Source organism: Mahella australiensis 50-1 BON (assembly GCF_000213255.1).
Lineage (GTDB): Bacteria > Bacillota > Clostridia > Mahellales > Mahellaceae > Mahella > Mahella australiensis.
Map to the genome: position 1 here is coordinate 601,130 of NC_015520.1, position 13,332 is coordinate 614,461.

Sequence of the window (13,332 nt, forward strand, 5' to 3'; positions counted from 1 at the left end):
TTGAGCTAGATGGAGAAATAATTGACGCTTGTTGGCACGGCGGGATATTATATGGCGACGATAATTCATGTTCAGGTTATACTGTGGAATGTTCACATAAATTATGATAAAAAATATATAGTTAAACGGTGTATAATAGTATTGTGAGGAAACGTATTGATCCCCCTTTAACGATACTCCCTTTCACGATGCGGCCGCCATGGGTTCTATCCATGAGCGGCCATACGATTATATCGGCCCGTGGCATTCCCTCCTCTATGCCGCGGGCCATTGCTATACATATGTGATTATAAGCGAGGTGGTGATAATGACTAAGAAGCAACAACGGTTTGTTGAAGAATACTTAATCGATTTGAATGCAACACAAGCCGCGATTCGGGCGGGATATTCAGTTAATACAGCTAATGAACAAGGTGCAAGGTTGTTAGCAAATGTTAGCATTTCTAAAGCAATAGAAAAAGCACTTGCCGAACGGTCAAAAAGAACTGGTGTTAGTCAAGACAGAATTATCTGTGAACTTGCGAAAATTGCATTTGTCAATGCAGCCGATGTTATCAATATGGATGATGCCATGGTCCGCGACGACGCTAACCGAGAAGATACCGCAGCCATCGCCAGCGTAAAGGCTAAAATGGTGCCTACCGAAACAGGCGAGATCGTGGAACGAGAGGTTAGGATGTATGACAAACTCAAGGCATTAGAGCTCTTGGGCAAGCACCTCGGTATGTTTAAGGATAAAGTCGATGTAAACCTTGATATAAACTTAGCAGATATTTTGAAACAAGCGTGGGGGCAAAAAGCAGAGGATAAAAATGGATGAGTTAGTCCAGGGAATGGTTCAATACATTAAAAGGCCTGTGCTATTTGTCAGAAATGTACTTCATGCTGAGCCGGATGATTGGCAGGCAGAAACACTGCAGGCTCTGGCGGATAACCCAAGAGTAGCTGTAAGGTCAGGCCATGGCGTCGGCAAGACAGCGCTTGAAGCATGGGCACTTCTATGGTTTTTATTCACAAGGCCATATCCAAAGATACCATGTACAGCGCCAACAAGAGAACAACTGCATGACATACTATGGGCGGAAGCGTCGAAATGGCTTGAGAGAGCGCCGGCCTTAAAACCATACTTCGAGTGGCAGAAAACAAGAATTGTCCAAAAGCAATATCCGGGGCGTTGGTTTGCAACAGCCAGAACGAGTAATAAACCAGAGAATATGGCGGGGTTCCATGAAGAACACCTGCTTTTTATTATAGATGAGGCCTCTGGTATTGCTGATAACATATTTGAGACCATAGAAGGTGCGCTTACAACGTCAGACGCAAAGCTGCTGATGTGCGGCAATCCGACCAAGAACAGCGGTGTATTCCATGATGCATTTTTCAAAGACAGGTCCTTATATTGGACAAGAAAAGTATCATGCCTTGATAGCCAAAGGGTTACGCTAGAATATGCGGAGAGGCTGAAACGAAAATACCATGAGGATAGCGATGTATATCGTGTCCGTGTCCTCGGCGAGTTCCCCAAAGCCGAACCTGATACATTTATATCGCTGGATATTGTGGAGGCGGCCACAATGCGAGATGTGGAGCCTGATGGCGTTTTAGAAATAGGTGTGGATGTCGCAAGATTCGGTGATGATGAAACGGTATTAGCTGCAAGAGCAGGATTAAAGTTGGTATATCTCAAAGCATACACCAAACAGGATACAATGACTACGGCAGGTTATGCCATAGCGCTAGCGAAGGACCTTATGAAAGAATGCGGCAAGCCAAAATGCACCATAAAAATTGATGATGATGGCGTCGGCGGCGGTGTTACGGACCGGTGCCGCGAAGTTGTGAGGGAAGAAAAGCTTTATATAGATGTAATTGATTGCCACAACGGAGGAGCGCCGGAAGATAAAGAGCACTACGAGAATTGGGGCACTGAAGCTTGGGCTTATTTACGAGATTTGTTACAAGATGAGCAAGCAGAATTGATTAATGACGAAGACCTCATCGGTCAGTTAACGACAAGGAAATATCGCATTACAAGCAAAGGCAAGATTGCATTAGAAAGCAAGGATGAAATGAAGAGGCGAGGACTGATGTCGCCTGACCGTGCCGATGCGGTGGTTTTGGCATATGCAAAAGCTACTGCGGGCAATTATGACCCAGCAGCTATAAACATATTAAAGGGTGTGAGGATATATGGCTAAACCCAGGTGGCTTAATTGGGCTACAGGTGAAATATCAAAATTAAGAGATTTATTCAGCTTTACTGGTTGGAGATTATACACTGGGACTTACACGACAGCGTACAAGCTGGATTCAAGCCGAGTAGATTACAACAAGGCAAGAGAACTGTATAACAATACAAATGATGCATATAAGCTTGGCGCCGGGTTTGCAAAGCCGATAATCAATACTGCTGTGGCTTTCATGGGCGTGCCGCAGTTCCGCAGCGAAGATGAGGATGCGCAGGCCGTGTTGGATGATTTTTTTGGCGACAATGTTAGCCGTATGCAGCAGGTGCACCGTAATGCTATGCGGGATGGAGACTGTTTTGTGTGGGTTACGAGGGAAGAAACAGGGGAGGCAGCCTTATATCCTGAAGCAAAAACGAGGCTTAATTTTAATATTATTCCTCCAGAACAGGTGGTACAAATAATAAGGAGCCCGATTACTGGGTTAGTACTTGAATATGTGCTTAAGGCTGAACATATATGGTTAGATGAGAATGACAATACTCGTCGATGCATCGTTACACAGCATATCAGCAAAGAACGGCGATTAGTGCAGATAACCGGAGATATGCCACCAGATGTGCAGCCAGGTGAAGAAAAAAATCCTTGGGGATTCATTCCTATCGTTCATTTTAAGAATGAGGGAGACGAAACAAGGGAGTTTGGTCAATCGGATCTGGAACCGGTCGAACCGTTCTTAAAAGCGTATCATGACGTCATGCTACACGCTATGCAGGGTAGCAAGATGCATTCAACGCCACGACTGAAGCTTAAGCTTAAAGATGTTTCACGATTTTTAGCAAATAATTTTGGCATTACAGATCCGGCAGACTTTGCAGCAAAAGGAGGAACAATCAACCTTGACGGCCACGAACTTTTAATATTCCAAGATGAAGAAGACGCTGGATTTATAGAGGTTAATTCGGCTATAGGAGATGCGAAGGATTTATTGCAGCTCCTTTTTTATTGCATCGTTGATACTTCGGAAACACCGGAATTCTCTTTTGGTGTTCATACGCCAAGCAGTCTTTCGTCCGTCAAAGAACAGATGCCTATATTGGTGCGTAGGATTGCAAGGAAGAGGGAACACTTTACCGAGGCATGGCAGAGATTGGCTCGAATCGTATTGGCCATGACTGCCCAGGCTGAAGGTAAGAAATTCTCAACATATGCAACAACACTCGAATGGGACGATATAGATCCGAGAGATGGTAAAGATGTAGCCGAAGAGCTGAATTCGGTATCGCAGGCTCTTAACACAGCAATCCAGGGAGGATTTATAAGCATCCAGGCAGCGACTGATTTTCTCAAGAACTACATTACGACGATGCATGACTTTATCAGCGATGATCCCGAAATACCGGGTGAACGCGAGAGGATAATACAAGACAGGATAATGCAGGCGAGGCTGGAAGATGGACAATTATTACAAGATGAAAAGAATGTAATAGACAATATAATAAATAGGCAGGTGTAATAAATGAGCCTGTCGGGAGAGAATGCGAGAAGAATTGTCAAAGAGATACAAGATACAGCCGGTGATTATGGCAAATGGGCACTGGAGGCGAGAAAGCAATATGTAGATTTGAGATTGCGCCAGGATATAGAGATACGCAATCTTTATATCAGGTCTGCTGACAGGGTAGCAGAACAGATACGTTCCTACAATGCTAAAGGTTCAGGTTATTTATATAAACGGCATCTGCAGGAGCTTGAAGTTTCACTTCGGCAAGAGGCTGAAAGAATAGCCGGCGATCTCACAACGAAAATGGAAGAATACACGCAAAAATCGGCGGCGGCTGGGAGCGGATACTCAAAAGCAGTGTTATTTGATTTGGTTAAACAAGCCGGAGTGGATAATATTATCACTGAGGCCGGTATGCAGAAATTATTCGGCAGAGTTAATACACAAGCAGTTGAGGCAATATGGGCAAGGACAAAAAACGGGATGAAGCTATCAGATCGCATATGGGAAACTAGTGGAAAATCCAGAGACACAATCCGCGATCTCATACAGGAATCGGTTGCAACAGGCCAAGATGCAGTCAAAACCGCCAGAATGTTGGAAAGATACGTTCGAGGTGGTGCAAACACATTAGCTGCTGAATATCCCAACATGATGAAACGAATGAAGGGAAGAATACCTAAGGACATATCATATGAGGCATTGCGTTTAGCGAGAACAGAAACAACGGCAGCGTTTGGAGAAGGCACGATATCAGCGGCCAGAGTCACACCAAGCTATAAGGGGATGAAATGGATATTAAGCAAAGCGCATCCATTGGAGGACATATGCGATACGCTTGCTACAGCAGATGGCTGGGGGTTAGGGCCTGGAGTATATCCTCCAGGTGAAGAGCCAATTTATCCAGCACATCCTAATGACTTGTGTGTTTTGGTACCAGTACATGAACAACCGGAGGATTTTGTTAAAAGGCTAAAACAATGGGTTAATGTCCCTGATAGTGAGCCTGATATTGAGAAGTGGTATAATGATATATATAAAGTTGGAGCAAAAACAGGTAAATCTGTTGCGGCAGGAAAGACGAAAGATTTTACACCAGATGAAATAGCTGGTATAAAACGTGGCAAACCGATGACGAGAGATGAAGCTGACAAAGGCAGGCCAAATCCTAATTATGAATTGAACGAAGCGTATAAATCGAATTGCCAATCCTGCGTTGTATCTTACGAAGCAAGACTACGAGGCTATGATGTTATGGCAAGGCCATATGGAGCAGATGATATAATGGATGAGCTGGCAACACATACTAATTTGGCATGGATTGATCCAGTAACCGGGAAACATCCGGAATATATATACGATGACAAAATAGACACAGCTAAAAAGTTTTTAAAATTTCTCGAAGAGAATGTGGAGAAAGATAAGCGGTATACGTTGCAGTTTAGTTGGAAAGGGAAGTCAAGAATGGGTCATATAGTGAGTCTGGATAGAGATGAAAATAATTTATTACGTATATATGACCCACAATGTGGAAAAACTTATTCAGGCGATATTGTTGGAAGGTATTTGCAACAAATTAAATATGTCCAAACAGTACAAGGCGTTAAAATGCCTACAAGGCCAAAGATCATGAGGATTGACGATAAGGAATTTAATTTAGACGTTGTGAATAGGGTACTGGAGGGAGCAAAATAAATGGACAAAGCTGCTATAGTACAGTTTGCTAAAAGCAAAGGGTATTATGATGTAATATATAACGGCGAATGGAGAAGTTACGATGTTTATGAACCGGTATTCCAAGGAAATGAGGTACATTATGTGGGTCCGCCGCTAGCTATATTGGTGAAAGGCGACGAAATAAGGATGTCTACAGTAGAAGAGGCATTTGAAATTTTAGATGAAATGGAAACAGAAGAGTAAAGGAGGTGAGAGCTTGAAGTTTACGATATCAGAGTCCGTTTCTAATACAGCATGGAGTAATGTAGATAAAGGCCAAATATGGAGAATACTTAAGCAAGGCATAGCTGATAAGGCTGCAGGTGTGGCAGAAGCCGTGAGAGAAGTTTATGCAGTAGTAAAAGCATCGGTGGATGATAACTTAACAGAAGCTGACTGCTGGGGGCCACACCATGAAGTAAGAGAAGATGGAACAGTGGTTTTAAATCGTGCCGGGCTTATAGCTGCAGTGGCAGCATTATCCGGCGCCAGGAGCGAACCAAATTTAACGCCTCAACAAGCAGCGGAAGCAAGGCAGCATTTGCTAAGGCATTATAAAGAACTTGAGATGCCTATACCTGCGACATTAGTCTCTGGTGAGATTGGCCAAGTGCAAGCCACAATATCAGGTGAAATAAGCATTAACGATGTGCCTCTTGCATCATGGGCTAACCTTGATACTCTAAAGGCTGGAGATCAGGATCCACTTGAAGTAGTAGTAGAGATACCGGCTGGGAAAAGCAAAAGAGGCTGGAACTATAAACCCGAAGCGTTAAAAGCCATTGTAGGCGAGGTTATGTCTCAAGGTCTTCCGGGGTTTTTAGGGCATCAGAAGCCAGAAGATGTGGATCATGAATTTCCACCGCCGGTTACTCATTGGGTAGGTGCGAAGTGGGATCCAATAACCAACAAGGCATATTTTAGAGGCGTAATTGACAAATCAGCAGAAGACTTAAAGCGCTGGATAAAGTCCAATGTGGTCAGGACTGTAAGCATATTCGGCATTCCGAAACTACAACAAAGCATGGGCGAAACTCAGGTAGTAGATTATCAACCCTTAAGCATTGATTGGACACCGCTTGGAAGGGCAGGCATGCCCACAGCGGTTATTGCTGTTGGGGAAATGGATGAAATTATTAACGGAGGTGTAAAAATGAACTGGAGAGAATTAGTAACTCAACTTAAACAGGCACTAGCAAACAAGGATGTGACATTAAGTCAGGTAGTAGGCGAGATGGGCTTTACAACCCAGGACTTGGCCAACGAGGTTGAAGAAATCAAAGAGGCGTTGGCTGCTAAACAGACGCTGGGCAAAGTAAAAGAGGTATTGGCGGTGTCAGGCGAGATGGATATAATCGAAGCAGCTGGAGAAGCCAGAAAGGCGCTGGACGAGAAGGCAAAAGCAAAACATGAAAAACTCATCAATGAAGCAATCGCAGAAAAAGTTACCGGGGAAATGACGCAGGGTTTAGTCAAGAAAATGCTGCATGTTGCCGATGATGCGACTAAGGAACAGATAGTCGGAGAAATAGACGCGCTGCTTAAAGACGAAGCGTTAAAAGATACGTTTAGCAAGCTGCACACAGACAAACCGGCTGGCATAGGCATAACCAGTGATGGTTCAAAGCCTAACGCTATGCTTATAACTAGGAAGGTGGCAATATGAGTATAGTTAGATACAACCCGCAGACGCGAACTTACGTAAGCCAGAAAAGCGATGGTACGTTTGAAACAAAGATGGTATCACGTCAAGGCATAGTCTCAAATAGGCCACAACAGAAAGATGGACCGCAGATAATAACACAATATCAAATGACCGCTAATCAAGCGGTTAAAATTTTGCCTTAAGGAGGTAGTAAAATATGGGAAGAAAAGTTAGTGACGGGCTGTCTGTACGGGTAACAGTACCGGCAAGCACTGTTGTAGAGCAGGGTAAATTCTACGTTTTAGATGGCTTTTTTGGCATGGCAATACAGTCAGTGACGACTGGCGCCGGAGAGACTGCACCTGTTATATTGAATATAGAACAGGCGGAATATGAGACGTCACAGATTACGACTGCAGATGCCTTTAGCAAAGGCGATAAGGTGTATTGGAACGCATCAACGAAGCTGTTAACAACGCAGGCCAATGCGGATGCAAGTGGCAATCCACAGAATAGGCCAGTCGGCAGGGTTACAGTGGCGAAAGATGCTAATAACGTTATATGGTTTGTACTTGGGCCACAAGTCCAGGCACACGCTTAATAATCAGGAGGTGGGTTAGATGAAGATAGTTAGTGTTGACACGATAAAAGAAGAAAGACGCAAAAAGACCATCGAAGAAAACGTACCGTATTTTATCGATGGCGAGATGAAGAGTGTAACAAAAAAAATAGTTAATGGCGAAATGGAGACGTTGGAGTTTTCCAAGCCGGTTGGTGAAATGTTAACCACGCCTGCTGGATTGGACAGTATTGTACAAAAAACCGTTATGGACCTTGAACTAGGCCGCGAGGCAGTGCCGCTGCTATATGCTCCGATATATCGTACGGTAAACGACCCGAACTTTACCGAATACGTCGACATAGCACCATTTACACATGCTCAAGTGGTTTTCTTAGAGCATATGGAGCTTGAAGAAGTTAAGTTCGGATCCAGAAAGATAGGGCCTAAGGACACTGTCCCGATAATCACATATGCAGCAGGGATACAGTGGACGGAAGACATGATTGAGTATGATAAGACATGGCAGATAGCAGAGGCAAACAGGGCATTAGGCGAGGCATACAACGCGTTGCTTAATCATGTCCATCTGTCCCCAATATTGAGCTACGCTTATACGGCTAAAAACCGAACAGCAGCTGACACTACAGGCGCGACGATGCTTGAGAAGCTGCGCAATACGATTAAGGCGGGGTTAATACATGCCAGCTTGGACAAGAACACAGATACCGGCACGCCCAGGAGGCCTACAATGTTATTGGCACACAGCTCACGCAGATGGGATATAGAAGAATGCTTACAGAGACTGCAGATCGGCGGAACGGTGTATCCGGCAATCAGCCAGATCGACACGCTCATATTCTACGATGGGTGGAGCACAGTAGTAGGTGAGAAGTCATATAATTATCCAGGTGTTGACCCGAATAAGGCGTATCTTATCGAACCGCAGAAATATTTCAGGGAACTTGTGAAACATGACCTGCGCATTGATGCAGGCGGTGCCGATATAACAAGACTGATTGAAAACGCCATAGTAGCAAGGGCACGCAGGGGTGTTGTAGCTTCGCCGGCGAACTCAGTCGAAGAATTAACACTGCCCAGTTAAGGTGGGTGATCTTTATGTCAAAGTGTGAAAATTGCGCTTGGTACCCGTGGGTACCCGGCGCAGATCTCTCAATGCTGCCGGTTATGAGATGCAGCCCAAGGTTGGCAGCGAGAAGATGGACAACAGAAACAATAGCAATGGAGAACAATTGTCCAGAATTTAAGGCGGTGATAGAAAGTGACGTCAACACCGGAACTGATAACGAGGTTAAGAAAGCTCCTAAACGAGCCAATACCACCAGGCGGAAGTGAAGAAGACACAAATTTTCTTGACGCAGACATTGAGACACTGCTCATGGAGGCGGCGAACATCTATTCTGCTGCAGCGGCAGGTTGGACAATGAAAGCAGGCATGTTGCAAGGGCAGATAGAAAGTTATACTGTCGGGCAGGAGCGATACGATATGACAGGCCTTAAGGACCAGCTTGAACATGCTCTTACTATGGCGCGGCAGTATGCGGACATGGCTAAAATCTCTGGCGGAAGTATAATACTTAAGATAATGCCGCCGGAGGTGCTGTAAAAATGGATTTGGTCAATATTCGCAGACAGCACGTTACATGGGCTATAGAGCAAAATCCTACCGTAATTACGATTAAACGTACAGAAAAGATAGACGCAGGCGGATATTTTGAAGAAGTTATAAGCAATATTGGCCCTGTCACTGTTCGGATATTTCAGGCTGGCACTAGTATCCCGCAGGATATATCCACGTTGGCCGGTACGAAACAGATAGACAAAAGTTATGGTCTGCTGGCTGGCTATAGTGCTGATATTAAAGCCTGTCCAAACGTATTGGATGAATTCGATGCACCGGCAGGGCATTTCATCATCAAAGCTGTGTATCCACAGTACGTACAAGGCCAAATAGCTGGATATCAAGCCGACTTGGAGAAGGTGAGCTAGCATGAGCGAGATGGCAGATCGCGTACAGGAAGTAATAGACCGAAAGATAGCGGGCTCATATGCCCTACTGGAGGATTGGGCTGGTACGCTGGAAGGCTACGCAAAGGAGAATGCACCATGGACAGACCGGACGGCGAATGCGAGGCAAGGGCTGAATGGAGGCGTCGAGGTATACGACAACCATTTTGTGCTATATCTGGCGCATGGCGTTGAATACGGCATATGGCTCGAGATAGCCCATGGAGGCAACTATGCAATAATCAGGCCGACGTTTGATGCCCATATGAGCCGCATACGCAATACTGTCCACGAATATTGGAGCGATTAAATATGAGAGCAGCGATAAGACAAAAACTGATCAGTGATATACCCGATATCCAAGGCAGATGCTACGAGCCGCAAGCCGCAGGCGCAGATACGCAAAAGCCGTATCTGATAATAAGGCAGGGCGTGGATAGCGAGGACAGTTTGTGGACGGGATTCAGGCGCATTATTGAAGTATGGCCGTACGTGGCTAGAACAACGTTCCAAAAGGTAGACGATCTAGCAGACAAGGTGGTAGAGTCTTTAGACAAGCAGCTTATAACCGATACGCAAGCAGGCGAAGCTTTTTCATGCCAATACCTTGGTACTGTCGGGCAGGACTATGTGGACGAGGACTGGGATGTTATCACAAGAGGCCTTCGTTTTGCAGTATTAGCATTGCAGCCTGTGGATATTGTGGACAGCACGCCGCCCGATCCTTATATTGAAACATTGGCCGCGTGGACTGGGAGCCAATATCCGGATTGGCATGTGTATAGACAGCTATGGCCGCTCGGATATGAGAAACCGGCTGTAATGTGGCGCATATCAAACGAACGATACGAAGCAGTCAATGCTCACAACAGCTGGCGGTATGCCGATATAGTCGGACATGTTGTCAGCGCTGCTCACGGAGAACAAAACGCAATGGTGTTTGAGTTGGCAAAAGCATTACAGCTCGCAGTAAAAATATCCGGTGACGGCGGGCATTTAACCGTGTTGGACGTGCGCTCGGATTTGCGTGTAGATGGATTCCGACAGGGGCAGATCAGGCTTACGTTACGAGGCATTGCAAAACCAGTTGAAGAAGCAGGAGTACTAATGCAAGAAGTTCAAACCAATGGACAGTGGAGGTGATTATATGGCTGATAAAAAAACAGCCGCTCAGGGGAACAGCGGAGAAGCGGTTCAAGAGAGCGTATATCCTAAAAACGTGCTTGTCGCAAGTGCCAAAGCCATATTTGGTGTTAACCCAGAGGTGGCGGCTGGCGCGCTATATGGCAATGCAAAAGACGAATTAACCAAAACGGAAGCACAAGAGGCAATAAATAAATTTTTGAAAAGTAAGCCAAAAGGAGGTAATAAATAATGGCAGGTGGAACTTGGACTGCTAGCGAGCCGAAGGTAAGGCCGGGCTTTTATATCAATTTTCAGGCAGCGGCCACAGCACAAATAGGCGGCGGGCCGCGTGGCATAGTAGTCATGCCGGTTAAGGCAAACTGGGGGCCTGTACGTCAGTTTGTTGAGATAACAAACGAAAAGGAATTGGTTGACGCATACACGGCAAGCGCCGCTAACGGAGCTACAGCGTATACTGAAATACGGTTCGCGTTATTAGGTGCTCCACGGAAAGTATTGGGGTACAGGTTGGCTGATGCATCGGCAGCCAAAGCGTCAATAACGCTCAAAGATACCGCCGCTACTCCGGCCAATGTACTGACGCTTACCACAAAATATGAAACGGACAGACCTTTTAAAGTAACGGTCAGGGAGAATGTGGTAGACGCAAATAAATACGATATAGTTCTGCATGAAGATACTGTGTTATTGTATGTGTTTACATTCGACAAAGGCGCATCTGTAGCCGATAATGCAGTGGCGGCAATAAACAATGATGCGGGTAACAAATGGATAACAGCCGCAAAAGTAGCGGCTGGTAATGGATCGCTAGCGCTGGTATCTTCGCAGCCCTTCGCTGGTGGCAACTCAGGCATATCTGGTATAACTAATACTGATTATACTAATGCCCTAACAGAGTTTGAGGGCATAACGTTTAACGTATTAACGCTTGACGGAATAAGCGATAGTTCATTGCAAGCATCTATCAAGGAATGGGTTGACAGGGTGCGTAACGACGGCAAGAAAGCATTAGCAGTCGTGGGCGGTTCTGCAGATGATGACCAAGACGTAGCTGCTGGGAATGCGCGGTCTGCCGGTTTCAATCATGAAGCTATAGTAAACGTGACCGTTGGCGGCATGCTTGACGGAATATCTTATTCCAGTGCTGAAATAGCTCCGTATATAGCTGGGTTAATTGCCGGACAGAAGCTAAATGAAAGCATAACCTACCATGTAACGCCATTTGAAGACGTTACAAAGAAACTTACCAACAGCGAGGTTATAGCGTCACTCCAAGCGGGGTCGCTTGTATTAGTCAACGACGGTGAGAAAGTTATAATTGAGCAAGGTATAAACACGCTGACGTCGTTAAGCGAAGATCAGAATAACCAGTGGAAGAAAATCAGAGCCATCCGCGTAATGGATGCTATCAATGATGATCTGCTCAAGGCTGCACGCGACAGCTATATCGGCAAGGTAACCAATAATGATGACGGTAAAGTGGCGTTGATTTCCGCATGCAAGCAATACATGGAGAAATTAGCGGCGGACGATGTTATTATGCCGGACTTTACAGTGCAGATAGACCCGCAGTATCATGGAGAACCTCCAATAGCGGCGCCGGATGAGGTATATCTGTATTGGGAAGCGGCTATAACGGACAGCATGGAGAAAATCTACTCCACGTTTATTGTTAGGTAAGGAGGCGTAACAAATGGCATATCTCGAACCAGATAGAACGATATTAGGCAGCTATGGCGAGGTGTATATTGACGGCGAGTTGTTCGCGAATTTCAATCATCTTGAAGCAACCGACAACTACAACTTAATCACATTTAATGTGGCTGGCAAGGTCAGAACGCAGCATAAAACCGGGCCGATTGAAGGCACGGGAACGTTAAGCGGTTTTAAGGTAACCAGCCGGATGCTGCAGATGCCTCATAACTCCAGGTTTGAAATCATATCGAAGCTGGCAGACCCTGAGGCGTACGGATACGAACGTGTCCGGTTCCGCTCGTGCAGGGTAAGTCAGAGACAATGGGCTAATTGGACATCAGGAGAGCAGGTAACCGAAGAGGTGCAGTTTGTATATGATGATGACCCGGAACTGCTTGACCCAATAGTAGAGGTGTAACGTATGGGATACGAAGACATGACGGATGCACAGATATTAGAAAAACTGCTTAACGCCGACGAAGCGCCTATCCCGCAAAGGACTGTTTTTATAAAGCGGTTAGGCATTCCGGTTGTGTTGCAAGGCATATCCGAAAAGCAGTTGGCAGCGCTCCGAAATAAATACACGTACACTATAAGAGGCAAAAGAGGCGGGCCGGATACAAAAGAATTCGACAGTGAGAATTTTGCGTTAGCGCTTATAGCGGCATGCGCAGCTAAACCGAATTTCAAGGATGAAGCGCTGCTAAACAAGTACAAGGCAAGCGGGCCTGAAGAAGTATTGAAAAACATATTCCTCCCAGGCGAACTGGATCAGTTGTCGAACATCGTATATGAGTTGTGCGGGTTCGACGAAGGCGTCGAGGAAATCGAAGAAATAAAAAACTAATCAAAG

Annotated in this window: 17 protein-coding genes; all 17 read left to right on the forward strand. The window is 45.5% G+C overall.

All coding sequences use genetic code 11. The annotated features are described in order from the left end of the window. The first annotated feature begins 307 nt into the window (after nt 1-307). The 17 genes from MAHAU_RS02775 to MAHAU_RS02860 all read left to right on the forward strand — a co-directional run bounded on the left by MAHAU_RS02775 (nt 308) and on the right by MAHAU_RS02860 (nt 13,326). Nucleotides 308-820 carry a terminase small subunit gene (locus MAHAU_RS02775; protein ID WP_013780202.1) on the forward strand — a complete coding sequence of 171 codons (513 nt, stop codon included), beginning with the start codon at nt 308-310 and terminating at the stop codon, nt 818-820. Next, nucleotides 813-2,198, forward strand: coding sequence for a DEAD/DEAH box helicase family protein (locus MAHAU_RS02780; RefSeq protein WP_013780203.1), 1,386 nt, complete (start codon nt 813-815; stop codon nt 2,196-2,198). The genes MAHAU_RS02775 and MAHAU_RS02780 overlap by 8 nt, the downstream gene beginning before the upstream one ends. Beyond that, on the forward strand, nt 2,191-3,702 hold the full coding sequence (locus tag MAHAU_RS02785) for a phage portal protein (protein ID WP_013780204.1): 1,512 nt from the start codon (nt 2,191-2,193) through the stop codon (nt 3,700-3,702). The genes MAHAU_RS02780 and MAHAU_RS02785 overlap by 8 nt, the downstream gene beginning before the upstream one ends. A 3-nt stretch (nt 3,703-3,705) precedes the next feature. Further along, complete coding sequence (locus tag MAHAU_RS15300; protein ID WP_013780205.1) at nt 3,706-5,385, forward strand: toxin glutamine deamidase domain-containing protein; 1,680 nt, start codon at nt 3,706-3,708, stop codon at nt 5,383-5,385. Further along, complete coding sequence (locus MAHAU_RS02800) at nt 5,386-5,610, forward strand: hypothetical protein (RefSeq protein WP_013780206.1); 225 nt, start codon at nt 5,386-5,388, stop codon at nt 5,608-5,610. Between the two features lie 13 nt (nt 5,611-5,623). Then, nucleotides 5,624-7,072, forward strand: coding sequence for a hypothetical protein (locus MAHAU_RS02805; protein ID WP_013780207.1), 1,449 nt, complete (start codon nt 5,624-5,626; stop codon nt 7,070-7,072). Continuing rightward, nucleotides 7,069-7,254, forward strand: a complete 186-nt coding sequence (locus MAHAU_RS02810; RefSeq protein WP_013780208.1) for a hypothetical protein — start codon at nt 7,069-7,071, stop codon at nt 7,252-7,254. Before MAHAU_RS02805 ends, MAHAU_RS02810 begins: the two co-directional genes overlap by 4 nt. Before the next feature lie 14 nt (nt 7,255-7,268). After that, nucleotides 7,269-7,652 (forward strand): DUF2190 family protein, encoded by a 384-nt coding sequence (locus MAHAU_RS02815; RefSeq protein ID WP_013780209.1) that lies wholly within the window; start codon nt 7,269-7,271, stop codon nt 7,650-7,652. A gap of 19 nt (nt 7,653-7,671) precedes the next feature. Further along, complete coding sequence (locus tag MAHAU_RS02820) at nt 7,672-8,715, forward strand: phage major capsid protein (RefSeq protein ID WP_013780210.1); 1,044 nt, start codon at nt 7,672-7,674, stop codon at nt 8,713-8,715. A gap of 177 nt (nt 8,716-8,892) precedes the next feature. Then, the gene (locus MAHAU_RS02825; protein ID WP_013780212.1) at nt 8,893-9,237 is read left to right on the forward strand and encodes a hypothetical protein; all 345 of its coding nucleotides are present in this window, start codon (nt 8,893-8,895) and stop codon (nt 9,235-9,237) included. Nucleotides 9,238-9,239: 2 nt separating this feature from the next. After that, complete coding sequence (locus tag MAHAU_RS02830; RefSeq protein WP_013780213.1) at nt 9,240-9,620, forward strand: hypothetical protein; 381 nt, start codon at nt 9,240-9,242, stop codon at nt 9,618-9,620. 1 nt (nt 9,621) lies between these two features. Next, complete coding sequence (locus MAHAU_RS02835) at nt 9,622-9,948, forward strand: hypothetical protein (protein WP_013780214.1); 327 nt, start codon at nt 9,622-9,624, stop codon at nt 9,946-9,948. A gap of 2 nt (nt 9,949-9,950) precedes the next feature. Next, a complete protein-coding gene (locus tag MAHAU_RS02840) occupies nt 9,951-10,781 on the forward strand; it encodes a hypothetical protein (protein ID WP_013780215.1) in 831 nt (276 codons plus the stop codon). A gap of 4 nt (nt 10,782-10,785) precedes the next feature. Next, nucleotides 10,786-11,013 (forward strand): YqzN/YkzM domain-containing protein, encoded by a 228-nt coding sequence (locus tag MAHAU_RS02845; protein ID WP_013780216.1) that lies wholly within the window; start codon nt 10,786-10,788, stop codon nt 11,011-11,013. Then, complete coding sequence (locus MAHAU_RS02850; protein ID WP_013780217.1) at nt 11,013-12,464, forward strand: phage tail sheath family protein; 1,452 nt, start codon at nt 11,013-11,015, stop codon at nt 12,462-12,464. Before MAHAU_RS02845 ends, MAHAU_RS02850 begins: the two co-directional genes overlap by 1 nt. 13 nt (nt 12,465-12,477) lie before the next feature. Then, nucleotides 12,478-12,897: a phage tail tube protein gene (locus MAHAU_RS02855; protein WP_013780218.1), complete on the forward strand. Its 420-nt coding sequence runs from the start codon at nt 12,478-12,480 to the stop codon at nt 12,895-12,897. A gap of 3 nt (nt 12,898-12,900) precedes the next feature. Continuing rightward, entirely contained in the window at nt 12,901-13,326 is a 426-nt protein-coding gene (locus tag MAHAU_RS02860) for a phage tail assembly chaperone (protein WP_013780219.1), read from the forward strand. The last annotated feature ends 6 nt before the right edge of the window (nt 13,327-13,332 follow it).